Source organism: Neisseria sp. 20925_1_37 (assembly GCF_041433255.1).
GTDB classification, from domain to species: domain Bacteria; phylum Pseudomonadota; class Gammaproteobacteria; order Burkholderiales; family Neisseriaceae; genus Neisseria; species Neisseria flavescens_D.
This window is the reverse complement of record NZ_JAPWBC010000001.1, coordinates 31278-57091: the sequence shown is the minus strand read 5'-3', so window position 1 is coordinate 57091 and position 25814 is coordinate 31278. Positions and strand designations below refer to the sequence as shown.

The window sequence follows — 25814 nt, the reverse complement described above, 5'->3', positions numbered from 1 at the left end:
TTGTTATAAAAGGCCGTCTGAACGTTTCACGTGAAACATTAGTTTTTCAGTGCTTCTGTCAGTTGAGGCACAACTTCAAACAAATCACCAACCAAGCCGTAATCTGCCACATTGAAAATAGGCGCATCAGCATCTTTGTTGATAGCAACGATCACTTTACTGTCCTGCATACCGGCAACGTGTTGGATAGCACCGGAAATACCGATAGCGAAGTACAGTTGCGGCGCAACCACTTTACCGGTTTGACCAACTTGGGCATCATTTGGCGCATACTCGGCATCCACTGCCGCACGGGAAGCACCAATCGCTGCACCCAAAACATCCGCCAAAGGAGTCAACACTTCATTGAATTTTTCAGCACTGCCCAATGCACGGCCACCGGAAACAATCACTTTTGACTGAGTCAATTCAGGACGGTCAGATTGGGAAAGTTGACGGTTTACGAAACGGCTCAGGTTTTGAGCAGGCATTGCCTCAACATTGACCACTTCTGCATTACCGCCTTGTCCGGCAGCATCAAATGTGGTTGCACGGAAAGTCAGTACCAGTTTTTCAGAATTGGATTGAACGGTTTCAAATGCATTACCGGCATAAATCGGACGGACAAATGTCGAGTTATCCACAACCTCGGTTAAATCCGAAACTTGTGGCACATCCAACAGGGCTGCTACTCGGGGCAGAAGATTTTTACCAAATGCAGTTGCAGTCGCAGCCACATAGCGGTAATCCGCAGCCAGTTTAACAACCAAAGGCGCTAATTCTTCTGCCAAACCTTCAGCGTAATAGGGCGCATCAGCTACCAAAACTTTCGCTACACCTCCAACCTGTTTCGCCTCTTCAACGACCGCAGCAGCATTACTGCCGGCAACCAATAAATCTACATTACCCAATTTGGTGGCAGCCGTTACCGCATGCAAAGTGGTAGGATTCAAATGTTGGTTATTATGTTCCGCAATAATCAATACGCTCATTTCATACTCCTTAGATCACTTTGGCTTCGTTTTTCAGCTTTTCAACCAACTCGGCAACATCAGCCACTTTCACACCGGCTTGACGTGCTTTAGGTTCGGCAAATTTCACGGTATTCAAACGCGGAGAAATATCCACAGCCAAATCGGCAGGACTTAATTTTTCCAAAGGCTTTTTCTTTGCCGCCATGATATTAGGAAGTTTGACAAAGCGTGGTTCGTTCAAACGCAAATCTGCACTGATGACCGCAGGCAGCTTCAATGCAACAGTTTCTTCGCCGCCGTCAATTTCACGGGTTACCAATGCTTCTTCGCCTTCAATTTGCACTTTTGATGCAAAAGTACCTTGAGCCGCATTCAACAACGCAGCCAGCATTTGGGCAACTTGGTTGGCGTCATCGTCAATTGCCTGTTTGCCCAGCAGTAAAATTTGCGGATTTTCTTTATCCGCAACAGCTTTCAGCAATTTCGCAACGGCCAAAGGCTCCAACTTTGCATCAGTCTCAACATGAACTGCACGGTCGGCACCCATCGCCAAAGCAGTACGCAACGTCTCTTCGCATTTTTTCTCGCCAAGAGAAACAGCAATAATCTCGCTTACTTTTCCGGCTTCTTTCAAACGGACAGCTTCTTCTACCGCAATTTCATCAAACGGGTTCATCGACATTTTGACATTACCGATATCCACATCGGAACCATCGGCTTTCACACGAACTTTGACGTTGTAGTCCACTACGCGCTTTACTGCGACCAGTGCTTTCATTCAATTCTCCTAAAAAGAATGTCCATCAAATCAAGCATACTGCTTTTGATACATTCTTTATATAAAATCCAATTCGGTTTTCACCAACATGACAAAACCAAATTTATATAAATCTTGGCAAATAGAGCGGAATTATATCATTTCTAAAGCATTTACTCAGAAAATAAATCCAACTCCCCAGCAATTATTTACTATATGCTGCAACACAATCCATCAAGGTTTGATAAACCTCGTCAACATTGGGAATTTGAGCAATACCACCTAAATTTTTTGCATAAGCCGAAACTTGAACGCCGGTCTCGGCCGGATCTGTATCTGTATAAATTCCTACAACAGGCTTTTCCAACGCATTGGCAAGATGCAGTAGTCCGGTATCTACGCCAATAATACCCTCTGCGTTTTTCAATAAAAATGCAGCCTGTAATAAATTCATTTTGTCGCAAACCGAAGCAAACGGTAAATCGCTTGCAATCTGTTCGGCACGCATTTTTTCGGTTTCATTTCCCCATGGCAGATATACATTGCAGTGTTGTTCTTCATTCAACTTTTTCAATAATGCACGCCAGTGTTCTACCGGCCATAATTTACTGTCGCGACTAGTTGCATGCAAAGCAACGTAATAAGGGAATTGCAAATTTTTCAGACGGCCTGATTCAGGAACCGACAAACCAAATACCTGCGTCTCAGGCATTGTATAACCAAATGCTTGGGCGAATAATTCACGGTTTCGCCAAACCGCATTTTTGCCTTTCGGTACGGCAAATGTTTTACTGTATGCAAGGGCAGCCAAACTTTCACGCGCGCTGTGTTTATCCAAACCGTAAATAGGGGATTTCGCCATTTTGGCAAAGCATGCGCTTTTAATCAGTCCTTGACTATCTAAAACAAAATCAAAAGATTCAGCCTGCAAATCCGTTTTCAGACGGCCTATTTCACGCCACGTTTCAGCCTGAAAAAGGTGTTTGCGCCACTGCCGCCATTTCATTACATGAACTTTTTTGACAAAAGGATGCAAGCAGGCAATATCTGCAAACCCTGCCTCACACAGCCAATGGAGTTCTACCTCAGGACATTGTCGCGCCAAATCTTCAACTGCGGGCAACGTATGAATTAAATCGCCCATACTGGACAAGCGGACAAGTAAAATCTTCATATTTTGGAAAATGTTTCACGTGAAACAATAGAATTTTAAATATAATTTATTGATTATTAATGTATTTTTTTATTTCTTCGGTGTTTTCTAAAATAACTGCCCCCGCAGAATGCATTTCCTGCCATGCTGATTCAACCGTTTCAGGAGCAATGCCGCGGCAAGCAGCCTGATTGACGATGACTTTCCAAGCCCCGCCTTTAAGCAACTGTAAAACCGTTGTCTTCACACAATAATCCGTTGCCAAACCGCCGACAATGACCATATCTGCATTTTGACAGCGCAACCATTCGATCAAACCTGTACTGAGCTTTTCTTCAATATCGTGAAAACATGCGCCGTAAGGATGTAATTCAGGATCAACGCCTTTCCAAACGCAATAATCGTATTCTTTGGCTGAAGGCAGGCCATCCAACAACTCATAGCCATATGTTCCAACCATTGCATGCGACACCCAAGTCAAATCCGCATCGGACAAACCCGTCGGTTTCAACATATCAACAGGATTATCCACAAGCCATTTTGCCGCGGCATGATGCGCATCTTTCGTCATCACGCGTAAATCCGCCAATGCAGCTTGGGCATTGAGTTCATCCGCAATCAGATGACCTTCGGTAACAGGCAATTCTTTCGGACACAAAGGCGTAAACGTTTTTTGTGCATCTACATCGATAGAAACAATCATGGATTAATTTAACCTATTGATTTTATTTTATATTATTCAAATTGAGCATTTATTGCCCATGTACGGGCATTTGGAATAAATACTTTGTATTATAACAAATTACTACTGCAAAATGTGGGAAAACATCTATGATATGATGACAGTTTACACAGAATATTTATCCACAAATTATGTCCTATTCGATTACGCCTATTGCAACCGTTCATTCCCCCTACAAACAAAAATTCGGCATTGCCCGCCAACCCGGTTTGGTTCCTGCGGCAGAAATTTGCATTGAACTCACTCCTGAATTTACCGCAGACAGCGTTCGGGGCTTGGAAGATTTCGACTATGTGTGGATAAGTTTTATTTTCCACGGTGTATTAGATGAAGGTTGGGCACAAATGGTGCGTCCGCCACGGCTCGGAGGCAAACAAAAAATGGGCGTATTTGCCACGCGTAGTCCGCACCGCCCCAATCATCTCGGTTTATCCCTGCTGAAACTCGAACGCATCGAAACAGGCAAACCTGTCCGCATCTATTGCAGCGGTGCAGACCTATTGGACGGTACTCCGGTAGTGGATATCAAACCCTACATCCCGTTTGTCGAATCCAAACCTGACGCATCATCAGGCTTTGTCAGCGGCAAACCTGAAGAATTGAACGTTGTCTGGGCAGAAAGTACGCTTGCAGAACATTTATCCACAGAAGAAAAACATCTCATTGAGCAAAGCATCGCCCAAGATCCTCGCCCTGCCTATCAAGATATTCCCGAACGGATTTATATAATGAATATTGCGGATTATGAAGTGCAATTTAGGATAGAAAACAAATGTGCCACAGTGATTAAACTATCCACAATCTGATTGCAAATTGAATCTATCTACAAACAAAAGGCCGTCTGAAATGTTCAGACGGCCTTTTAATTATCCACAGACTGATTGATTCAGCCCGTTATTTTTTAGATTTTGCTGGCAAAAAATTCCAAGGTACGAACCAATTGGCAAGTATAAGACATTTCATTGTCGTACCAAGCAACGGTTTTCACCAATTGTTTATCGCCAACTGTCATCACGCGGGTTTGAGTCGCATCGAAGAGTGAGCCGTACTCGATACCGATAACGTCGGAAGAAACGATTTGATCTTCAGTGTAGCCTAAAGCATCGTTGGCGGCAGCTTTCATGGCTGCATTGATTTCTTCTTTGGTAACAGGACGTTCGAGAACAGAAACCAGTTCGGTCAAAGAGCCTGTAGCAACAGGAACGCGTTGGGCAGAACCATCAAGTTTGCCGTTTAATTCAGGGATAACCAAGCCGATGGCTTTAGCGGCACCGGTGCTGTTCGGTACGATATTCAAGGCAGCGGCACGGGCGCGGCGGAAGTCGCCTTTGCGGTGTGGCGCGTCAAGGGTGTTTTGGTCGCCGGTATAAGCGTGGATAGTGGTCATCAGGCCTTCAACAATACCGAATTCTTTTTGCAATACCGCAGCCATAGGAGCCAGACAGTTAGTCGTACAAGAAGCGGCCGAGATAACAGTTTCGCTGCCATCCAAAATATCTTGGTTTACGCCGTATACAACGGTTTTCACATCATTGCCGCCAGGTGCAGAAATCACAACTTTGCGCGCACCGGCACGGATATGGGCCTCCGCTTTGGTTTTATTGGTAAAGAAACCGGTACATTCGAGGACGACGTCCACACCCAGTTCGCCCCAAGGCAATTCTTCAGGATTAGGATTGGCAAATACTTTGATTTCTTTGCCGTTCACAACAATCGCATCATCTTTCAATTCGGCAGAGCCTTCAAAGCGGCCTTGAGTACTGTCGTATTTAAAGAGGTGCAACAGCATGTCTGCAGGAGTCAAGTCGTTAACAGCAACGACTTCGATACCTTGGGCTTTTTCAATTTGACGCAATGCCAGACGACCGATACGGCCAAAACCATTAATCGCTACTTTAATACTCATTTTGCTACTCCTAATTAGATGGAATGGGAAAAATTTCTCAGTGAGGCCATTGTATCCTGAAATAAAATTACTTTCTAGGATTTCAGATGATTACTTTTAAGTTGTTTGATTTAAATAAAGAAAACATGAAATTCTTGTTTGTAGGAAAATATCAGGTAAATCGAATCAGACTTAGCTTTTGATATTTTATTTCATAAAAACCATTTTCCAATCTTAAAAATTTCATAAGTTTATGATTTTCATAAATTTAGTTCTATTTCTCCATATTTTGCCATTTTTGTGTTGATCATTCAGTGTTTTCTTCAAATCATAGTATTTTAATTCTTAAAATGATGATTTTGATGAAGAACCAAACTATCTGTGGATAACGGAATAACTTTCTTTAAAACCAATTTGATAGTTACTTTTTATCTTTGAGACAAACCCCAACTGAATACCGGAATAAAAAAGGATAGAATCTTAGTTCTTCTATTTTTCTGTGGATAAAACCCAAATTACCCACTTCAATTTCACATACTATTGTGGATAATTTAAATCTAGAGGTTTCTCTCGCAAAACATCCATATTGGCAAATACTATTAAAAATGATGGCTTGTTTTTTCCTTTTTAACGTATCATTTGCCCATCAGACTTTTTAAAAGGAAGCAATTATGTTGCAACGGACTTTAGCCAAATCAGTAAGCGTTACCGGCGTCGGCCTGCATTCGGGCGAAAGGGTCGCTCTGACTTTGCATCCTGCCGAAGAAAACAGCGGTATTTCGTTCCGCCGTACTGATTTAAGTGGGGAAATGGGCGAAGTAATCAAATTGAATCCTTATTTGATTAACGATACCCGCCTCTCTTCAACCATCGTTACCGATAAAGGCGTGCGCATCGGCACGATTGAACACATTATGTCGGCTCTGTCTGCCTATGGCATCGATAATGCCTTGATTGAATTGAACGCGCCTGAAATTCCGATTATGGACGGCTCCAGCCTACCGTTTATTTATCTTTTGCAAGATGCGGGCGTTGTCGATCAAAAAGCCCAAAAACGTTTTTTAAAAATCCTCAAACCCGTTGAAATCAAAGAAACCGGAAAATGGGTGCGCTTTACGCCTTATGACGGCTTTAAAGTTACTTTAACCATCGAATTTGATCATCCCGTATTCAACCGTAGCGCACCTACTTTCGAGATTGATTTTGCAGGAAAATCCTATATCGATGAGATTGCCCGCGCCCGTACCTTCGGCTTTATGCACGAAGTGGAAATGATGCGCGCCCATAATCTCGGACTGGGCGGCAATTTGAACAACGCCATCGTGATTGACGACATGGATGTTTTGAATCCGGAAGGTTTGCGTTATCCCGATGAATTTGTTCGCCACAAAATCCTGGATGCGATTGGCGATTTGTACATTGTCGGCCATCCGATTATCGGTGCATTTGAAGGTTACAAATCAGGTCATGCCATCAATAATGCACTGTTGCGTGCCGTTTTGGCAGATGAAAGCGCTTACGAATGGGTTGAGTTTGCCAATGACGAAGACTTGCCCAGCGCTTTTCACGAGCTGCCGGCAGCCTGATAGAAAATAGATAAAGCAGTCCAATGAAAAGGCCATCTGAACCTTTCAGACGGCCTAAATCATGTTGTTTTCCACAAGTAATTATCCACATATTCATCCCTTTTATCTTATTGAAAAATAGAAATATTAAATTTTAACGTTATTCTTATACACATCTTATCCATATATTTTCCCAAACTAAAAAGGCCGTCTGACAACTAGGTTTCAGATGGCCTTTTTCATGTCAACCGACAAAATCAATCGCCCATGACTTTGCCTTCGCGGCGCGGGTCGGCGCCTCCGAGCAAACCGTCTTTGCCGATCACAATGCCTTGTACGCCGGAATTCAAATCACGGATTTGGACTTTGTAGCCTAGTTTTTCTAACGCATCCGCTTTATCCACTGCAGCGGTTTTTTCCTCGATCTCATACTGGCTGCCGCGATTAAGCATATTCGGCAGTGAAATTGCCGTCTGAATGTCCATACCCCAGTCGATATGTGCCACCAACGTTTTAGCAACGAAACCGATAATGCGGCTGCCGCCCGGCGAACCGACCGCCATATAAGGTTTTCCGTCTTTCATCACAATGGTCGGCGCCATTGAAGAACGCGGACGTTTTCCACCGGCAACGCTGTTGGCCACCATTTTACCGCCCTCTCCGACAGGGTTGAAGGCGAAATCGGTCAATTCGTTGTTAAGCAGATAGCCGTTTGCCATCAGCCCCGAACCGAACGCATTTTCAATCGAAGTCGTCATCGACACGACGTTTCCGTCTTTATCCACAACCACCAAATGGCTGGTGGACGGCAGCTCGACCGCCATGCCCTGCGCGTATTCCTTGCCAAACTTGCCTGCCTGAATAGTTTCCAAAGCCTTATCGGATTGACGGATTTCTTCGGCACGCGGTTTCAAATAAGCTTGAGAAATCATGGCTCGGGTCGGAACATTCACAAACGCAGGATCGCCGACATAATAATCACGGTCGGCAAACGCAATCCGCGACGCATCGCCTATCCAGCGCCAACTGTGGATATTTTCCGCGCCCAACGCCTTCATATCCTGATTTTGCAATACGCCCAAAATCTGCCCCAAAGCGATTGCGCCAGAACTTGGCGCGCCCATGCCGCAAACTTCATATTCACGATACGGCGCGCAAACTGGTTGACGCTCGATAACTTGATAGTTTTTCAAATCCGCCATGCTGATTTTGCCAGGATTATCCACAGCACCGGTAACGGCACGGACAATATTTTGCGCCTGCATTCCCTGATAAAACGGCGCACTGCCTTTTTCCGCCAACAGGCGCACAGAACGCGCAAATTCAGGATTTTTCAAAACCGTTCCTGCAGCCAAAGGTTTGCCGTCAGGCAGGAAGTAAGCGGCGGTTTGCGGATAACGTTGCAAGGGTTCCAAATTTTGCTCGATGGATTTCGCCATACGCGGAGAAACGGCAAAACCTTGTTCCGCCAAAGTAATCGGTTTCTCAAACAAACTTGCCCACGGTAATTTGCCGTAACGCTTGTGGACATCTTCCAGCAGCTTCGGAATCCCCGGCACACCGACCGAACGGCCGCCGACCACCGCTTTCATAAAGCCCATCGGTTTGCCGTTTTCATCCAAGAAAAGTTCTGGCGTTGCCGCTTTCGGCGCCGTTTCGCGGGCATCAAACGTCGTCAGCTTTTTCGCCTTATTGTCCCAATACACCAAAAACGCACCGCCGCCCAATCCGGAAGACTGTGGCTCAACCAGTCCCAAAGTTGTCTGCATGGCAATCATCGCATCTATCGCACTGCCGCCGCGCTTCAAAATTTCATAACCAGCTTCAGTTGCCAGCGGATTGGCAGACGCCGCCATATAATGTTTGGCGCGGATTAATTTCTGCTCCGTCAGCCCTGTTCCTTGCTCCGGCGCATGGTTATCCACAGATACAGAAGGCAGGGAAACCTGAGGTTTTTGAACCGGCTGTTGCGCACAAGCGGCCAAAATCAAAACGGATAACAGGTTAATACTAAAGGAAAACTTCATATACACACCCTTATTGAAATATTTTCAGACGGCCTTTTTCCAACTTAAACAAAAGGAAATATGAAAATAGATTGAAATAAAAAACCATTTGACTATTTCTCCAGTCAATCAGTTCCAATTGAAGAAGTATAAAACAAGCTAAGATTGTGCACAGGCAAAAAGTTACCCACAGAATGGAGCAGCAGGAAAATTTTATCCACATCTGCAAACAAGGCCGACCTTACTTTATCCTCATCAAAAAATATCAGCTAAGTATTTGAAAATTTTTTGTAATCAAAGTTATCAACAATCTGTAGCAGCACTCAATATCATCTTCTATTTATTATTTAAAATCTAATTTATAGTTTATTTTCCCAAAGGCAAAGGCCATCTGAAACGTAAAGGCATCTTTTCAAAAAATTAAAAAGTTAAGGATTGTTAAAAAGTTGTAAATCAGCTAGAGTTACGTTTGATAAATTTAATCAATAATGGAGTTTCACCAAATGAAAGGCGACATTGGCGTTATCGGCCTTGCCGTGATGGGGCAAAACCTGATTCTCAACATGAACGACAATGGTTTTAAAGTTGTTGCATTCAACCGTACGACCAGCAAAGTAGATGATTTTTTAAACGGCGCAGCAAAAAATACCAATATTATCGGCGCATATTCACTGCAAGATCTGGTTGATAAATTAGAGAAACCACGCAAAATCATGATGATGGTTCGCGCTGGTTCTGTTGTTGACGATTTTATCGAGCAACTCGTTCCGCTTTTGGACGAAGGCGACATCATTATTGACGGCGGCAATGCCAATTATCCTGATTCCACCCGCCGTACACACGAGCTGGCCGCAAAAGGCATCCGTTTTATCGGTGCCGGCGTATCCGGCGGCGAAGAAGGCGCACGTCACGGCCCGTCTATCATGCCTGGCGGCGATGAAGCCGCATGGCCTGCTGTTAAACCGATTTTCCAAGCTATCTCCGCCAAAACGCTTCAAGGCGAGCCTTGCTGCGACTGGGTCGGCCGCGACGGTGCGGGCCACTTCGTCAAAATGGTGCACAACGGCATCGAATACGGCGATATGCAGTTGATTTGCGAAGCCTACCAATTCATGAAAGACGGTTTGGGCCTGTCTTATGACGAAATGCACCAAATCTTCAACGAGTGGAACAAAACCGAACTGGATTCTTATCTGGTCGAAATTACCGCCGCGATTTTGGGCTACAGAGATGAAAACGGCGAACCTTTGGTCGAAAAAATCCTCGATACCGCAGGTCAAAAAGGTACAGGTAAATGGACCGGCATCAATGCCCTCGATTTGGGTATCCCGTTGACCCTGATTTCCGAAGCCGTATTTGCACGTTGCGTGTCCGCGTTTAAAGACCAACGCACCCAAGCAAACAGCCTGTTTGGCAAAACCATTACCCCGATTGAAGGCGACAAAGCCGCATGGGTGGATGCTTTGCGCCAAGCCTTGTTGGCATCCAAAATCATTTCTTATGCACAAGGCTTTATGCTGATCCGCGAAGCCAGCGAAAACAACGATTGGGCATTGAATTACGGCAATACTGCCCTCTTGTGGCGCGAAGGCTGCATCATCCGCAGCGCCTTCTTGGGCAATATCCGCGACGCATACGAAGCCAATCCTGATTTGGTATTCTTGGGTTCCGATCCTTATTTCAAAGGCGTATTGGAAACCTGTCTGCCTGCATGGCGCAAAGTGGTGGCCAAAGCGATTGAGTGCGGTATTCCGATGCCTTGCATGGCTTCCGCCATTACCTTCCTTGACGGCTACACTTCCGAGCGCCTGCCCGCCAACCTGCTGCAAGCCCAACGCGACTACTTCGGCGCGCACACTTACGAGCGTACCGACAAACCGCGCGGCGAGTTCTTCCATACCAACTGGACAGGCAAGGGCGGCGATACCGCTTCAACCACATACGATATTTAATTTGCCTGAGCAAACAAAAGGCCGTCTGAGTATTTCAGACGGCCTTTTTATAGGGTTATCCACAATGAAGAATGAAACGATTTAGCCTATTTGATAGATAACCTTATGAAATAAATAAAGATTAATAAAGGCCGTCTGAATATTTCAGACGGCCTTTAAAATTGTTCACAACCTTATCAACAGGTTTTCCATAGATTAAACCAGATTTTGCGGATTGCCGGCCACAAAGCAGTTGATGTTGTCCAAAAGGATGTCAAACAGGCGGTTGGCAGCCTCTTGGCTTGCCCATGCAATATGTGGTGTGACGATGAGGTTGGGCAGTCGAGCTTTCAGCAGAGGGTTGCCGTCGCGTGGCGGCTCTTGTGTCAACACGTCAAAACCTGCCCCGCCGATTTGGCCGTATTTCAACGCCGCAACCAAAGCGGCTTCATCGACCAAGCCGCCGCGCCCGCAGTTGATGAGGATGGCGCCGGATTTCATTTGCTGCAATTCGGCTTCGCCTATCATGTTTGCCGTTTGCGGCGTAAGCGGGCAATTAAGCGACACGACATCGGCGGAGCGGATGGCTTCGTCAAAGGAAACATAACCGTCGCGGACGCTTTGAGCATTTTTATGTTCGGCGAACACGACATTCATTTTGAAAGCCTGAGCATAAGTTGCCAGCGTTTTACCGATATTGCCGCGACCGAAAATCGCCAGCGTTTTACCGTTTAAATCGCGCATCGGGGCGCCGAGATGGCAGAAAAACGGCGAGTTTTCCCATAAGCCTGCCGCAACGTCGCGCTGGTAGGCAGGCAGGTTGCGCATCAGGGTAATCATCATCATAAACGCGTGTTCCGCCACAGATTCATTGCCGTAAGCGCGGATATTGCACACTGCCGTGCCGTTTTGTTTGGCGGCCTCAACGTCCACATTGTTGACGCCTGTCGCGGTAACGGCAACCAGCTTGAGTTGTGGATTTTCGGCAAATGCTTGGGCGGAAATCACGACTTTGTTGGTAATCACAATGTCCGCTCCGCAGATGCGCTTTAAGGTTTCGTGCGCTTCGGTTGTGCCGTAGCTGCTCAATGTATGTGGAAAATCAAAATCAAACGGGCGGTTGACGAGGGTATCGCGGTCGAGGACGACAATATGGAGCGGGTTCATAAAATTCCTATCAAAAATAAAATATCGATTTATAAAATCTAAATTAGGATAAAGGATTTAAAATATACGCGTTAGTTGATAATAATTATTATGTAGCAATTAAAATATCAATGTATCAGGAAAACAGTATGATTAAAACCATTACATTTGCTATTTTGCATTTCAGCGTCGCATTTAGTGTCGCCTATATTCTGACCGGCAGTATCGGCGTTTCCAGCGTGGTCGCTTTGGTCGAACCCATCGTCAATACCGTCGTCTTTTATTTTCATGAAAAAGCGTGGAACCGCTACGAGAAAAACAAATCCGAAAAGCAAAAATTGTGGGTACCTCTGCATCAGTGCGGCTAAAGTTTCAGACGGCCTTTTGCTTGATTAAAACCGGTTATGCCTTTGTGGTTCTCCCATAGCTATAAAAATGCCAAACCCTAAAATAGAGTAAGACTTTACGAAGGCTTCATGAAGGTAAAAATGCTAAAATACGCTATTCTTGCAAACCCATTCAGACGGCCTCAATGCTCACCGATTTAGAAAAAAACGCCATCCGCGACCATTACCAAAACATCGGCAAAAACCTGCCCGGTTTCCGTCCGCGTGCTTCGCAGCGGGAAATGATTGCAGCGATTGCCAACGCTTTTTCGCGGACGTTGACGCGTGAAGAAGGCGAAGAAGCGCCCAAACGTGAGGGCGAGAGCATTGCCGTGATCGAAGGGCCGACCGGCGTGGGTAAATCGTTGGCCTATCTTTTGGCCGGCGGCATCATGGCGCAAACGCGCGGCAAACGACTGATTGTCAGCAGCGCGACGGTGGCCTTGCAGGAGCAGTTGGTTGACCGCGATTTACCGTTTCTGGTCGAAAAAAGCGGTTTGGAGCTGACCTTTGCGCTTGCCAAGGGGCGCGGCCGTTATCTTTGCCCTTACAAACTCTATCAACTGACGCAAAACAACGCCCAGCAAAACCTGCTTGGCTTTGAAGCGCCGGAAGTGTTGTGGGACAGCAAACCCAAGCTGGAAGAACTGGACCTGCTGCGCGACATTGCCGATGAATTTTCCGCCCGCCGCTTTAATGGCGACCGCGACACTTGGCCGGAAAAAATCGATGACGCGATTTGGCTTAAAGTGACCAACGACCGCCACGGCTGCCTGAAATCCGCCTGTCCCAACCGTCCGGAATGCCCGTTTTACCTGGCACGCGATGTCTTGGAAACCGTCGATGTCGTCGTTGCCAACCACGATCTTCTGCTTGCCGACATCAGCATGGGCGGTGGCGTGATTCTGCCTGCGCCCGAAAACAGTTTCTATTGCATAGACGAAGCGCACCACCTGCCCAAAAAAGCCCTCAGCCGCTTTGCCGCCGAACATTCATGGAATATTGCCGTTTGGACGCTGGAAAAACTGCCGCAGCTGACCGGCAAAATTGCCGCGCTTACCGATAAAGCCGAACTTGCCAACCTTGCCGACGAAGCTGCCACATCCTTACTCGACAGCCTGCATGAATGGCAGTTTCACTTAGCGGAAGAGCCGTCTTTAAGTCTGGGGTCGTCTGAAAACGACAGGCGGAAACACAACGAACCGACTTGGCTGTGGGAAGACGGCAAAATCCCCGAAGGCCTGGAAACCACAGTTTCCAATACGGCCATTGCTGCGCGCAGCCTGCTCAAACACGTTATCGGCCTGAACGATGCGCTTTCCGCCGCGCGCCGCGAAAAAGAGCAGGACGGCGCGCTCCTCGACCGTCTGACCAGCGAGTTCGGCCTTTTTATCGCCCGTATCGAACAAATCAGCGCGGTTTGGGATTTGCTTTCCACCGTTCCCATTGAAGGCGAAGAGCCGTTGGCGAAATGGATAACCCGCCGTGCCGACGACAAAAACGACTACATTTTCAACGCCAGCCCCATCAGCAGCGCATCCCACCTTGCCAACAGCCTGTGGCGGCGCGCAGCAGGCGCGGTGCTGACTTCGGCCACCCTGCAATCGCTCGGCAGCTTCAACCTGATTTTGCGCCAAACCGGCCTGCTGTGGCTGCCTGAAACCACCACGCTTGCATTGGAAAGCCCGTTTAATTTCGATACGCAAGGCGAGCTGTATATTCCGCCGGTTCATGCCAGCCCCAAAGACCCTGATGCACACACGGCCGCCATTGTCGAATGGTTGCCGAAGCTGGTTTCGCCGGTTGAAGCCATCGGCACGCTGGTGTTATTTTCCTCGCGCAAGCAAATGCAGGATGTCGCCTTACGACTGCCTGACGAATACTTGCCGCTTCTGCTTGTACAGGGCGAGTTGCCCAAGGCCGTTCTTTTACAAAGGCATCATCAAGCCATTGCCGAAGGTAAAGCCAGCATCATTTTCGGCCTCGACAGTTTTGCCGAAGGCCTCGACCTGCCCGGCACGGCCTGCGTGCAAGTCATTATTGCCAAGCTGCCGTTTGCGATGCCGGACAACCCCATCGAGAAAACCCAAAACCGTTGGATTGAACAACGCGGCGGCAATCCTTTTATCGAAATTACGGTACCTGAAGCCAGCATCAAACTGATCCAAGCTGTTGGCCGCCTTATCCGTACCGAACAGGATTACGGCCGCGTGACCATCCTCGACAACCGCGTCAAAACGCAACGCTACGGCCAACAATTATTGTCCTGTTTGCCGCCGTTTAAGCGGATAGGGTAGTTGTGGATTGTTCAAAAGGTAAAGGCCGTCTGAAACCAAATGTTCAGACGGCCTTTTATTCTTTTCAAACTATAAATCCAATTTCATGACGGATACGGTTTCCCCGTTGTGCCAAGTCTGCGTGATTTCTTTCCAGCCGAACTTTTCATACACAGCCTGCACATCCGGCGTATAGAGAAACAGATGCGGCAAACCCAGTTCGCGTGCTTTATCCAGACAAAACGAAACCAGCTGCCTGCTCACGCCCAAACCGCGAAATTGCGGCAAAACGAACACATCGCCCAGCCAATATTCGTGTTCGGGAAAACACGCCATATCAAACCGTTTTAATGCCGCCGAACCCATCAGCCGCCCTTCGTTATCGACAGCCGCAAACGCCAGCGGCAAGTCATCCCCATTAAGGCACTGTGCGTAATACGCACGGATTTTGTCCAGAGACGACCACGGCGCAAAATCGTGCCATTCCTCAAACAGCGCTAGGGCTAAAGGCTCGACAAACTCAGGCTTCAGACGGCATATGTTCATATTTGGTCCTCTTGTTGTACCGCATAGGGATAGTTTTACAGTATAGGCCGTCTGAAAGGTTAACACATCTTAAAAAATCAGCGTAAAACACGATAAACCCGCCGCCAGCCTCATTCAAATCACTTATAATTCTGTCCATACCGCACACAAACAAAAGAAGAACATCATGGCCAAGAAATTTCCCATTTTCCCGAAAAATCCCGAGCGTATCTGCTGGGGTTGCGACAAATACTGCAAAGAAGATGATCTGCAATGCGGCAACGGTTGCGAGCGCATCCAACACCCCATCGAGTTGGACGGCCGCGACTGGTATAAAAAAGGCGACTGGAGCAATTTGTTGAGCGAAGAGCAGCAAATCGAACTTGGATTGAAAGAAGCGCCCAAGCCGGCCAAACCGCATATCAAGCTGCCTTTGAAAAACAAAACGGCTTAAACGGTATGCCGTAAACAAACGAAATAAAAAGGCCGTCTGAAACCCTGTTTTTCAGGTTTCAGACGGCCTTTGCATTGTCGGATTATGCCTTCACATAATGCACAAACGCGTATTCGATGCCTTTGGCGGAAACATGGTTTTCCCGAGAGGCTTCTTGCCATGTTTCTGTGGAAAACTTAGGAAAAAACGCATCGCCGTCCACATCCAAACCAACTTCGGTCAAACGCAAATCGGTGGCAATCGGCAGGGCTTGTGCATAAATTTGCGCGCCGCCCATGATGATGACTTCTTCAACCTCCTGACACAAAGCCAGCGCATCTTCCAAAGAGGCTGCCGTTTGCGCACCTTCGGCCTGATAATCTTGGCGGGTGATGACAATATTTTGACGGCCGGGCAGCGGCTTGCGCGGCAGTGATTCCCATGTTTTGCGGCCCATAATGACGGGTTTGCCGGTGGTGTAGGATTTGAAAAAGGCAAAATCCTCGGGCAAATGCCAAGGCATGGTGTTGTTGATGCCGATACAGCGGCGGGCGGCGTAGGCAGCGATAAGGGTGATTTTCGGCATGATGAAATCCGTTTGCAAAATAAAATGATTATAGCGGAAGGGAGGCGGGAAGGACTGAATGCCCGATATTCTAAAAATGTTTCAATATTTATAAAATCAATATTCAAAATACTTAATTTTGACAAAAATCATTTATTGTTCATTTTTTTAGGTATATGATAAATATCATATCAAATAAAAAAGGAAAGGAAAAAATGATGAGAACCCTCCGCATTTCTGCTTTGACTGCTTCCCTGTCTTTGATGCTGGCTGCCTGCGGCGGCGCAACAAGCGGCTTGTCGAATGCCGTGACCGAGCCGCTCAATCCGCATCCGAAAGGCGTGTTGTCCGTTGAATTGAACGAATCCGTCCCTGAAAACGGTACGTTGGAGCTGACGGCTAACGATAAAACGCAAACCCTGCAAAAAGGCGGCAAACTCGATACCGGCTTTTTGAAAACCGATAAAGTATCCTCTTACGACTACGCCCAAAAAATCAAGGTAAACGGTCAAGTCATCACTTTGGAAACGGGCGATTTCCAAGTGTATAAACAAAATTATTCCACTGTTGCCGCGCGTTACGCCAAACAAAAAGCCGATGACGCAGGCAAGCTGCAAAACCTCGATACATACACATTCACCGTCGGCGAAGTCCAAGGCGATGAAACAGCGTATCGCAATTTGCCCAAACAAGGCAGCTATCAGTATTCGGGTATCGCGTTTAACGGCGACGACCGCAGCGGCCGTCTGAAATACACCGTCGATTTCGATAAAAAACAAGGTTACGGCAAAATCAGCAGCATGGCTTCTCACAATAATGTCGACCTGCTTGCCGCAGGTATTGCCAATAACAATGGCAAAGCCGCCATCAGCGGGAAAACCAGTTTGAATGGCGTGGAAAACGGCCGTTATGATTTGAAACTCTTCGGTCCGCAGGCTGAAGAAATTGCCGGTAAGGCGCAAATCAAAGTTGGCGATTCCACCAAAGAAATCGGTTTGGCCGGTAAGAAAGAATAGGAAAAAGGCCGTCTGAAAGGTTCAGACGGCCTTGTTGTTATCCAAAAAAGCAACGGCTCAAACCGTTGCTTTTTTCATGCCAACCTAAATTACAGGCTGCCCAAGATAATGCGCAATACGCGGCGCAACGGCTCGGCCGCGCCCCACAAGAGTTGGTCGCCGACAGTGAATGCGCTGATGTATTCGCCGCCCATCTCCAGTTTGCGGATACGGCCGACAGGAACAGACAGCGTGCCGGTAACTTTGGCAGGAGTCAGCTCGTGCATGCTGGCTTCTTTTTCATTAGGGATAACTTTCACCCAGTCGTTCGCGCCTGCCAAAATCGCTTCGATTTCGGAAACGGGCAGGTCTTTTTTCAGCTTCAGGGTAATGGCTTGGCTGTGGCAGCGCATAGAGCCGATGCGTACACACAAGCCGTCGATTACGGTCGGATTGTCGCTGCGGCCGAGGATTTTGTTGGTTTCCACGCCGCCCTTCCATTCTTCTTTAGACTGGCCGTTGCCCAAATCCACGTCAATCCACGGAATCAGGCTGCCGGCGAGCGGTACGCCGAAGTTGGCTTTCGGATAGTCTTCGCTGCGCAAGAAATCGGATACTTTGCGGTCGATGTCGAGAATTGCGCTGGAAGGATCGGCAAGCTCGTCTGCCACTTTGGCGTAAATCGCGCCCATGCCGCTGATGAGTTCGCGCATGTTTTTCGCACCTGCGCCGGAAGCGGCTTGGTAGGTCATGCTGGTTGCCCATTCGACCAAATCATTTTGGAACAAACCACCCAAAGCCATCAACATCAGGGAAACAGTACAGTTGCCGCCGATGTAGTTTTTCACGCCGTTTTTGAGGCCGTTGTCGATGACGTTGCGGTTGACAGGGTCGAGGACGATAATCGCGTCGTCTTTCATGCGCAGGGAAGAAGCCGCATCAACCCAGTAACCGTTCCAGCCGCTGTCGCGCAGGGGTTGGAAGACGGATTTGGTGTAATCGCCACCCTGACAGGTAACGATGATGTCCATTTTTGCCAATTCGGCAACATCGTTGGCATCCAACAATGTTTTGGCTGCCTGACCGAAATCAGGGGCAGCGCCGCCGACGTTGGAAGTGGTAAAGAAAAACGCTTCGGGAATGTGGGCGAAGTCGTTTTCTTCTTTCATACGCTGCATCAAAACAGAGCCGACCATACCGCGCCAGCCGACGAAACCTACTTTCATGTGTTACTCCTTACAAAGAAAATCCGGATAAGTTTTATAGTGCATTAACAAAAATCGGAACGGCATCGCCTGCCACTTTGTTCAGACTTTTGTTAACCCACTATAAAAAAGGGGAGAACAAACGTTTTAACGCCGTCTGCGGAAAATGTAAAGGTTTTTATCGAAATTTTTTAGAATGATGGAAAAATAGGTTAAGATGGCAATGAAATTGCATCTCATTAAATAGCACAGAGGAAGATTAAATGAGCGAAATCAATTTGTCGGATTTGCCTAAAACAGAAATAGTAGATGTCCATATTGCTTCAGTATGGTCACGGGTCGCGGCATATTTGTTGAATTATTTATTTAATGTAATTATTTTTTTACCCTATTATTATATTTTATATACAGAGACAGCAGCAATTGCCAAGCAGAAAAATATTGCTTTTACACAAGAGCTTATAATAAGTGTCAGCGAGCGAGCCGATATGACACAGATGCTAGGATTGACCTCTATCGTATATTTAATTGTCGGTATTGTTCAGCTTTATTACATGAGCCGCTATGGTCAATCCTTGGGTAAAAAGATCATGCGTATTCGAGTATTGAAAAGCAATGGCAGCAATCCGGGTTTTCTTGGTACGGTATTGGTACGAGAAGTTGCATGGGGCTTAATTGTACTTGCCATTGTGTTTGCTGCATACTTTGTATTAAAAGGAAACATTTTAATTTATTCACTACTGATTACACTGATCAACTTCATCATGCTCTTCTCCGTCAAACGCGACCGCCGTACGCTCTACGATATGCTGGCTGATACGGTTGTCGTCAAATTGCCGCCGCGCCGATAAATGGCTTTTTTGTGTTAAAATCAGCACTTTCCAACATAGGCCGTCTGAAAAGTCGCTTTCAGACGGCCTATCGACACGTTATTGATTCCATGAAAAAACATTTGTACCGCATCACGCTGGTCAGTATTGCCGCAGCCATTCTTGCCGCCTGTCCGAGCAAAAGCATTAAAAACCTTCCCGAAACCGACACCAGCATTATCAAAGGCCCTGACCGTCCCACAGGTACGCCCGATCCCGTCGGTACGACAGTGAGCGGAGGAAGAGCAAACTACACCGTAGTTTCCTACAACGAATTGCCGCACTGGGACCTCCAACACTTTACCAAAAGCCTGCAGTCTTTCCGGTTAGGCTGTGAAAAACTTAAAAACCGCCAAGGCTGGCAGGACGTTTGTATCCAAGCCATGCAAACACCGGTGCACCATTCCCAAGCCAAACACTTCTTTGAACGCTATTTCACCGCATGGCGCGTCGATAACGGCGGCAATCCTGCCGGCACCATTACCGGCTATTACGAACCGGTCCTGCACGGCGACGACAAATCTACAAGCCAATCCCGTTTCCCTATTTACGGCATTCCGAACGATTTCGTTTCCGTTCCGTTGGCTGCAAACTTGAGGGGCAGCAAAGCCACCGTCCGCATCCGCCAAACCGGCCCAAACAGCGGCGTCATCGACAACAGCGGCACATACACGGCCGACTTGTCCAGATTCCCGATTACAGCACGCAGCACTGCGCTGAAAGGCCGTTTTGAAGGCAGCCGTTTTGTTCCTTACCACACCCGCAGCCAAATCAACGGCGGCGCGCTTAACGGCAAAGCGCCGATTTTGGGTTATGCAGATGATCCGGTCGAACTTTTCTTTATGCACATTCAAGGTTCAGGCCGTCTGAAAACACCGTCCGGAAAATACATCCGCGTCGGATTTGCCGATAAAAACGAACATCCGTATGTTTCCATCGGCCGCTATATGGCGGACAAAGGCTATCTGCCGCTGGGTCAGACCAGCATGCAGGGCATCAAGGCTTATATGAAGCAAAACCCTGGCCGCCTTGCCGAAGTTTTGGGACAAAACCCAAGCTACGTCTTCTTCCGCGAGCTGACCGGTGGCAGTGATTCCGGCCCGGTGGGTGCATTGGGTACGCCGTTGATGGGCGAATATGCCGGTGCCATTGACCGCCACTACATCACGCTTGGCGCACCATTATTTGTCGCCACTGCTCATCCGATTACCAAAAAAGCCCTCAACCGCCTGATTATGGCGCAAGACACCGGCAGCGCGATCAAAGGTGCGGTCCGTGTGGATTATTTCTGGGGTTATGGTGATGAAGCAGGCGAAGTGGCCGGTAAAATGAAAACCACCGGCTATGTATGGCAGCTCCTGCCCAACGGCATGAAACCGGAATACCGTCCATAAACAGCGGTTTAAAAAAAGGCCGTCTGAAACCAAGATTCAGGTTTCAGACGGCCTTTTTATTTCGATAAAAATGCGGCAGGTTTTTAAAACCTGCCGCGGTATGGGGACATACAGCTCGGACGGTAAGCCGGGTTCTGTCGCGGACAGTCATTCCTCTAGGCACATCATTGCTGGTGTGCTCAAGCAACCTACCCGAACGCTCGGCGAGCAGCGTCATCGCGTTCTGTTTGGTCTTGCTCCGAATGGGGTTTAGCCTGCTGCGCTTTGTTACCAAATGCACGGTGCGCTCTTACCGCACCTTTTCACCCTTACCTGTTTTGCCCGAAGGCAATCATCGGCGGTATTGCTTTCTGTTCCACTTTCCGTCGCGTTGCCGCGCCCGGCCGTTAGCCGGCATTCTGCTCTGTGGAGCCCGGACTTTCCTCCCCGTATGCCTTACGCGATACGCGGCGACTGTCTGTCCGACCTGTATGAGGTGCGGATTATAACACAGCCGCCATAGGGTTCAGACGGCCTAAATATTTATTTTTTCTTTTTAAATGCTATTTCGGTCAAACCCAATTCCTGTGCTTTTTTGCGGACTGCGGATTCGGGCATTTCGCGTGCCAGGCGGCTGGTGCAGTATTCGGTCATGGTGGTGGCACAGGCTTTGAAGTTGCCGGTAAAGTCGCTGGCGGCACTTAAAAACGGGATGAGGCGGCCGGCCATGATTTCTTCGGCCGGTGCGTCTGTTTGGGCGGATACGCGTCCGGACTCGACCGCCGAGAAGATTTGTTCGGTAAAGCGTCGGGCGAAGTTTTCTTCTGTTTGGCAGTCTTGGAATGCGGTGTTTTCGTGTTGGCAGACAAGGGTAACTTCGCCTTGAGCTTCTTGCAGCGGTTCGGCCAAATCGAGTTTGAGGGTTTGCTTGTCGGTTTGCAGCCAGGCGGTGCGGCCTTGGGTTTTGATGATTTTGCCGTAAACGCCGATGGCATCGTTTTTGGGGATGTTTTTCTGTTCGGCAAGTTGCTGGGCCGAGAATAAGGGGGCTTGTTCGGCAAATGCGCCGCCGGTTTCGTGTTTGAAGTAGGCGGCGAGGTCTTGTTTGATGAGGGCTTGGGTCAGTAGTTTTTCACCTTCGGTCAGGCGGTGTGCAAAGCCGTATGTTTTGGGGGCGGATGCGGCATCCGTGGTCTTGGTGTCCGGTGTGCAGGCGCTCAGGAGTAAAAGCAGGGGAAGGATGTATTTCATGGTCGGTCTCTCAACAGGCCGTCTGAACCTATGGTTTCAAACGGTCAGCGTTGTTTATCGATAATGATAAACCCGGCGGGGATAAACGGGATAGGCCGGGTAATTGCGGACGGGTTCGCTGTCTTGATAGATGCCGGTCGTCCCGGGCGGGGCGTTGATGGTCACGGTTTTGTTGACGGTGGTTTGCGAGTGGACGGGCAGGTCCAAGACGGCGGTGCGCCCATATGGAGTCTCGGTATAGACGCACGCGCTGAGAAAGAGGGTGATGCTTAGGGCCAATGCCTTCATGTTTCAGACGGCCTCTTATTTGAGCAGGTTTTTCAAGGCCAGGCGCACGCCTTCGCCGACTTCCGTACCTTTGGGAATGCCTTTGGTAGCGGCTTTGGCTTCGCGTTCGTTGTAGCCGAGGGCAAGCAGGGTGTTGATGATGTCTTGGCTTTCGTCGGCAACGGCAACAGGGGCAAACAGGCCGTCTGAAACGGTATGGGACACGAGTTTGCCGCGCAGTTCCAATACCATGCGTTCAGCGGTTTTCTTGCCGATGCCGGGGGCGGAGGAGAGACGTTTGACGTCTTCTTCGGCGATGGCTTGCGCCAGCTCGTCGGCATTCATGGCAGACAAAATGCCCAATGCGGTTTTGGCACCGATGCCGCTGACTTTGACCAGTTGGCGGAAGGTGGCGCGTTCCTCGGCTGAGGCGAAACCAAACAGCAAATGCGCGTCTTCGCGGACGACAAGCTGGGTGTAGAGATGGACGGTTTCGCCAACGGAGGGCAGGTTGTAGAAAGTCTGCATGGAAACGTCGGCTTCATAACCGACGCCGTTGACGTCGATAACGACCTGCGGCGGATTTTTCTCAATCAATTTGCCTGTGAGCCTGCTGATCATGGTGTTCCCCTGTGATTAAAAAAGGCCGTCTGAAACCTTGCAATCGGGTTTCAGACGGCCTTGTATTGTATCAAACTTCAGCGGTAACGCGGACGAAATCAGATGGCGGATGCCAGGTTCAGATGACGGGCGCGTTCGCCTGCTTCGGCAGCACGTTCTTGGCTGCTGAACGGACCCATTTTGACAACGTATTCGTAGTTGCGTTTTTCAAGCATGATTTTGCTGTCTGACGGCAGGCTTTGTGCGGCTTGGTTCAAATAAGCCTGTGCTTCGCGTTGGGTACCGAAGGATTTCAAATCAACAAAAAATTCTTTGTTGTTTGGGGAAATAATGGTTTGAGCGGCGGTTTGGCCGGGGATGATTTGCTCAACTTTGACGTTGGCCGTGCCTTGGTTGATGAAACCCAATTGTTGGGCGGCGGCGCGGGAAACATCGATGACGCGGTTGCCGTGGAAAGGGCCGCGGTCGTTGACACGGACGATGACGCTTTTGCCGTTTTGCATATTGGTCACGCGTGCGTAGCTGGGAATAGGGAGGGTTTTGTGGGCGGCGGAGAGGGCGTTCATATTGTAACGCTCGCCGCTGGAAGTTTTACGGCCGTGGAATTGGTTGCCGTACCATGAGGCTTTGCCGGTTTGGCTGAAAGAGGAAACTTGAGTCAGCGGCGTGTAGCGTTTGCCGGCAACTTTGTAACTGCGGTTGGCAGAAGGATGCAGTTTTTCGACTCGGACCACGCTGTCGGCGACGGCGGCATTGATGGAAAGGACGCCGATGGTGGCGGCGGCTAAGGAAAGGAGGGTTTTTTTGGTAAAAGTCAAAACGGGTTCCGTTCTTGAGTTGATAACGCAGCGGTTTCAGACGGCCTGTTATACGCCGCCGGCAAAACCGTTTTGCCGCCATGCTTCAAACAGAATAACGGCGACAGTATTGGAAAGATTCATGCTCCTGCTGCCGGGCATCATCGGCAGGCGGATTTTTTGTCCGGCAGGCAGGCTGTCGAGAACTTCGGCAGGCAGGCCGCGTGTTTCGGGACCAAACAGCAACACGTCGCCTTCGCGGAAGGAAACTTCGTCGGGGCGGGTAGAGCCTTTGGTGGTCAGCGCGAAAATGCGGCGGCCTTCAAGTGCCTTGAGGCAGTCTTCGAAATTCTCATGTACCGTCAGTTTGGCAAACTCGTGATAATCCAAGCCCGCGCGTTTCATTTTGGACGAATCCAGAGGAAAACCAAGCGGCTTGACCAAGTGCAGATCAGCACCGGTATTGGCGCACAGGCGGATGATATTGCCCGTATTAGGCGGGATTTCGGGTTGGTACAAAACTATGGTAAACATATAAATCAATCACTTATAGAGTGGCATAATGCCGAAATGTTCCATGGGTGTCAAAAACTTTAAGCTATTTTTTCATTGGTGGACGCGCCAAACTCCAGCAAAAAATCTTACCTGCGCCTGATTTTTTCAGCGTTTTCGCCAATTCGTCCAAAGTCGAGCCGGTGGTAAAGACATCGTCAATTAACAGAATATTACACGCCTTCGGCAATTCGGTTTTGATTTTAAATGCATTCTTGATATTTCGCCGACGTTCGTCGCTTTTCAGCGTACTTTGCGGCTCGCCATGCCGTCTGAAAACCGCGTGACGCGGCAGCAGCGTCCAGCCGTAGCGTTTTGCCAAAATATCCGTCAACGCCTCGCTTTGGTTGAATCCGCGTTTGAGCCGCCGCTCTTTGCTCAAAGGCATGGGCAGGACGAAATCGAAGTGTTCCGTCGCCAGCCAGTCCGGTGAGTTTTGGCACATCAAATCCGCCAACGGACGGCTCATGCCCAAGTCGGCCAAGTGTTTCAGCTCGCGTATCATGCTGCTGACGGGCGGTTCGTAATACAGCGAGGCCCACATTCTATCAAATGCGGGCGGCTTTTTCTGACAACTGCCGCACACCGCCCCGCCCGCGACATGGCGGAAACACAAAGGACAGCTTTGTGCCGCGTCGATAAAATATTCCGTCAAATCGTTTGCGCAGCCTCGGCAAAGGCCGTCTGAAACGGAATCGTGGCATAATACGCAACGTCGCGCATTGAGCCGTTTCAAATTGCGCCACCAAGAAAGAACATTCATGCCACACTCCGCCAAAAAAGTTTATCTGATACACGGTTGGGCGGCGAACCGCCATGTATTCGACGATTTGATACCGCGCCTGCCTGCCGGTTGGGACGTCCGCGCACTTGATTTGCCCGGACACGGCGATGCACCTTTTACCGAACCGTTTGATATTGCCGCCGTTGCCGAAGCCTTCGCCGGACAAATCGATACGCCGGCACACATTCTCGGCTGGTCGCTGGGCGGACTGGTTGCCCTGTATCTGACCGCGCTTTATCCCGACAAAATCCAATCGCTCTGCCTGACGGCAAGTTTTGCCCGATTGACTGCCGACACGGATTATCCCGAAGGCTTGGCACAACCTGCCTTGGGCAAGATGGTCGGCGCATTCCAGCAGGATTATGCCAAACATATTAAACAGTTTCTACAACTGCAACTGCTGCACACGCCGCATTCCGGTGAAATCTTAAACCGAGTGCTGCCCGATTTGGCGCGCTGCGGCACGCCTTCCGCCCTGCAGGCTGCGCTTGAAGCGGTCAACCATGCCGATGCGCGTCCGTTGTTGCCGCTGATTCAAACGCCGTCATTGCTGGTGTTTGGACAGAAAGACGCCATTACGCCGCCACGCATGGGCGAATATTTACACCGCCATTTGAGCAACAGTGAGCTGGTCCTTATCGACAAAGCCGCACACGCGCCCTTTTTAAGCCATGCCGACGAATTTGCCGAAACCTACCGCAATTTTGTCGAAAAGGCCGTCTGAAACAGACTTCAACCATAAAAACAGAATATTGTCGGGCAAAGCCCGCTGACACG

The 25814-nt window shown here is 48.7% G+C and carries 26 protein-coding genes and 1 other RNA gene; 10 read left to right on the top strand and 17 right to left on the bottom strand.

Translation table 11 applies throughout. The annotated features are described in order from the left end of the window. Positions 1–38 precede the first annotated feature (38 nt). The 4 genes from O3661_RS00300 to O3661_RS00285 all read right to left on the bottom strand — a co-directional run bounded on the left by O3661_RS00300 (position 39) and on the right by O3661_RS00285 (position 3566). Complete coding sequence (locus O3661_RS00300; protein ID WP_371491886.1) at positions 39–971, bottom strand: electron transfer flavoprotein subunit alpha/FixB family protein; 933 nt, start codon at positions 969–971, stop codon at positions 39–41. A 10-nt stretch (positions 972–981) separates the two neighbouring features. Further along, complete coding sequence (locus O3661_RS00295; protein ID WP_371491884.1) at positions 982–1731, bottom strand: EtfB protein; 750 nt, start codon at positions 1729–1731, stop codon at positions 982–984. A 184-nt stretch (positions 1732–1915) separates the two neighbouring features. Further along, positions 1916–2884, bottom strand: coding sequence for a lipopolysaccharide heptosyltransferase I (gene waaC, locus O3661_RS00290; protein ID WP_371491882.1), 969 nt, complete (start codon positions 2882–2884; stop codon positions 1916–1918). Positions 2885–2930: 46 nt separating this feature from the next. Further along, entirely contained in the window at positions 2931–3566 is a 636-nt protein-coding gene (locus tag O3661_RS00285; protein ID WP_371491880.1) for a nicotinamidase, read from the bottom strand. Between the two features lie 170 nt (positions 3567–3736). On the opposite strand from O3661_RS00285, the gene tsaA reads away from it, so the two are divergent. Further along, positions 3737–4411 (top strand): tRNA (N6-threonylcarbamoyladenosine(37)-N6)-methyltransferase TrmO, encoded by a 675-nt coding sequence (gene tsaA, locus O3661_RS00280; protein WP_371491879.1) that lies wholly within the window; start codon positions 3737–3739, stop codon positions 4409–4411. Between the two features lie 95 nt (positions 4412–4506). Here the strand turns inward: tsaA and gap are convergent, their stop codons facing one another. After that, on the bottom strand, positions 4507–5511 hold the full coding sequence (gene gap / locus O3661_RS00275; protein WP_049335677.1) for a type I glyceraldehyde-3-phosphate dehydrogenase: 1005 nt from the start codon (positions 5509–5511) through the stop codon (positions 4507–4509). A 650-nt stretch (positions 5512–6161) separates the two neighbouring features. Here gap and lpxC point away from each other — a divergent pair. Beyond that, positions 6162–7076, top strand: coding sequence for a UDP-3-O-acyl-N-acetylglucosamine deacetylase (lpxC, locus tag O3661_RS00270; protein ID WP_308538587.1), 915 nt, complete (start codon positions 6162–6164; stop codon positions 7074–7076). A 236-nt stretch (positions 7077–7312) separates the two neighbouring features. Here the strand turns inward: lpxC and ggt are convergent, their stop codons facing one another. After that, positions 7313–9082: a gamma-glutamyltransferase gene (gene ggt / locus O3661_RS00265; protein ID WP_371491878.1), complete on the bottom strand. Its 1770-nt coding sequence runs from the start codon at positions 9080–9082 to the stop codon at positions 7313–7315. Positions 9083–9564: 482 nt separating this feature from the next. On the opposite strand from ggt, the gene gnd reads away from it, so the two are divergent. Further along, complete coding sequence (gnd, locus tag O3661_RS00260; protein WP_371491876.1) at positions 9565–11013, top strand: decarboxylating NADP(+)-dependent phosphogluconate dehydrogenase; 1449 nt, start codon at positions 9565–9567, stop codon at positions 11011–11013. Between the two features lie 195 nt (positions 11014–11208). Here the strand turns inward: gnd and O3661_RS00255 are convergent, their stop codons facing one another. Further along, positions 11209–12159 carry a D-2-hydroxyacid dehydrogenase gene (locus tag O3661_RS00255; RefSeq protein ID WP_371491874.1) on the bottom strand — a complete coding sequence of 317 codons (951 nt, stop codon included), beginning with the start codon at positions 12157–12159 and terminating at the stop codon, positions 11209–11211. Between the two features lie 128 nt (positions 12160–12287). Here O3661_RS00255 and O3661_RS00250 point away from each other — a divergent pair, with 128 nt between their 5' ends. Both O3661_RS00250 and dinG read left to right on the top strand, forming a co-directional pair. Next, the gene (locus tag O3661_RS00250) at positions 12288–12506 is read left to right on the top strand and encodes a DUF2061 domain-containing protein (protein WP_101755657.1); all 219 of its coding nucleotides are present in this window, start codon (positions 12288–12290) and stop codon (positions 12504–12506) included. 164 nt (positions 12507–12670) lie between these two features. Beyond that, positions 12671–14821: an ATP-dependent DNA helicase DinG gene (dinG, locus tag O3661_RS00245; protein WP_371491873.1), complete on the top strand. Its 2151-nt coding sequence runs from the start codon at positions 12671–12673 to the stop codon at positions 14819–14821. Positions 14822–14890: 69 nt separating this feature from the next. Here the strand turns inward: dinG and O3661_RS00240 are convergent, their stop codons facing one another. Continuing rightward, positions 14891–15346 (bottom strand): GNAT family N-acetyltransferase, encoded by a 456-nt coding sequence (locus O3661_RS00240; protein WP_371491872.1) that lies wholly within the window; start codon positions 15344–15346, stop codon positions 14891–14893. A 166-nt stretch (positions 15347–15512) separates the two neighbouring features. Here O3661_RS00240 and O3661_RS00235 point away from each other — a divergent pair, with 166 nt between their 5' ends. Next, entirely contained in the window at positions 15513–15779 is a 267-nt protein-coding gene (locus tag O3661_RS00235) for a DUF3079 domain-containing protein (protein WP_003686685.1), read from the top strand. 82 nt (positions 15780–15861) lie between these two features. On the opposite strand, the gene O3661_RS00230 is transcribed toward O3661_RS00235, so the two are convergent. Beyond that, complete coding sequence (locus O3661_RS00230; RefSeq protein ID WP_371491870.1) at positions 15862–16344, bottom strand: dihydrofolate reductase; 483 nt, start codon at positions 16342–16344, stop codon at positions 15862–15864. A 197-nt stretch (positions 16345–16541) separates the two neighbouring features. On the opposite strand from O3661_RS00230, the gene O3661_RS00225 reads away from it, so the two are divergent. Beyond that, complete coding sequence (locus O3661_RS00225) at positions 16542–17339, top strand: factor H-binding protein (RefSeq protein ID WP_371492059.1); 798 nt, start codon at positions 16542–16544, stop codon at positions 17337–17339. Positions 17340–17428: 89 nt separating this feature from the next. Here the strand turns inward: O3661_RS00225 and asd are convergent, their stop codons facing one another. Next, positions 17429–18544 (bottom strand): aspartate-semialdehyde dehydrogenase, encoded by a 1116-nt coding sequence (gene asd / locus O3661_RS00220; RefSeq protein ID WP_371491868.1) that lies wholly within the window; start codon positions 18542–18544, stop codon positions 17429–17431. A 242-nt stretch (positions 18545–18786) separates the two neighbouring features. Between asd and O3661_RS00215 the strand changes: the two genes are divergently transcribed. Beyond that, positions 18787–19374, top strand: a complete 588-nt coding sequence (locus O3661_RS00215) for an RDD family protein (RefSeq protein ID WP_107857722.1) — start codon at positions 18787–18789, stop codon at positions 19372–19374. Between the two features lie 89 nt (positions 19375–19463). Continuing rightward, the gene (locus tag O3661_RS00210; RefSeq protein WP_371492058.1) at positions 19464–20786 is read left to right on the top strand and encodes a murein transglycosylase A; all 1323 of its coding nucleotides are present in this window, start codon (positions 19464–19466) and stop codon (positions 20784–20786) included. A 107-nt stretch (positions 20787–20893) separates the two neighbouring features. Here the strand turns inward: O3661_RS00210 and rnpB are convergent. The 7 genes from rnpB to O3661_RS00175 form a co-directional block, all read right to left on the bottom strand. Then, an RNA gene (gene rnpB / locus O3661_RS00205) (RNase P RNA component class A) lies at positions 20894–21255 on the bottom strand. Between the two features lie 53 nt (positions 21256–21308). Next, complete coding sequence (locus tag O3661_RS00200; protein WP_371491867.1) at positions 21309–22016, bottom strand: hypothetical protein; 708 nt, start codon at positions 22014–22016, stop codon at positions 21309–21311. A 54-nt stretch (positions 22017–22070) separates the two neighbouring features. Continuing rightward, on the bottom strand, positions 22071–22304 hold the full coding sequence (locus O3661_RS00195) for a methionine-binding protein (protein ID WP_371491866.1): 234 nt from the start codon (positions 22302–22304) through the stop codon (positions 22071–22073). Between the two features lie 15 nt (positions 22305–22319). Beyond that, the gene (gene ruvA, locus O3661_RS00190; protein WP_070749706.1) at positions 22320–22904 is read right to left on the bottom strand and encodes a Holliday junction branch migration protein RuvA; all 585 of its coding nucleotides are present in this window, start codon (positions 22902–22904) and stop codon (positions 22320–22322) included. 98 nt (positions 22905–23002) lie between these two features. Then, a complete protein-coding gene (locus O3661_RS00185) occupies positions 23003–23722 on the bottom strand; it encodes a septal ring lytic transglycosylase RlpA family protein (protein WP_371491865.1) in 720 nt (239 codons plus the stop codon). Between the two features lie 48 nt (positions 23723–23770). Beyond that, the gene (gene trmL, locus O3661_RS00180) at positions 23771–24235 is read right to left on the bottom strand and encodes a tRNA (uridine(34)/cytosine(34)/5-carboxymethylaminomethyluridine(34)-2'-O)-methyltransferase TrmL (protein ID WP_049335654.1); all 465 of its coding nucleotides are present in this window, start codon (positions 24233–24235) and stop codon (positions 23771–23773) included. A 64-nt stretch (positions 24236–24299) separates the two neighbouring features. After that, positions 24300–25016 (bottom strand): ComF family protein, encoded by a 717-nt coding sequence (locus tag O3661_RS00175; RefSeq protein ID WP_371491863.1) that lies wholly within the window; start codon positions 25014–25016, stop codon positions 24300–24302. Here O3661_RS00175 and bioH point away from each other — a divergent pair. Beyond that, positions 25015–25761, top strand: coding sequence for a pimeloyl-ACP methyl ester esterase BioH (gene bioH / locus O3661_RS00170; RefSeq protein ID WP_070624861.1), 747 nt, complete (start codon positions 25015–25017; stop codon positions 25759–25761). The genes O3661_RS00175 and bioH overlap by 2 nt on opposite strands. The last annotated feature ends 53 nt before the right edge of the window (positions 25762–25814 follow it).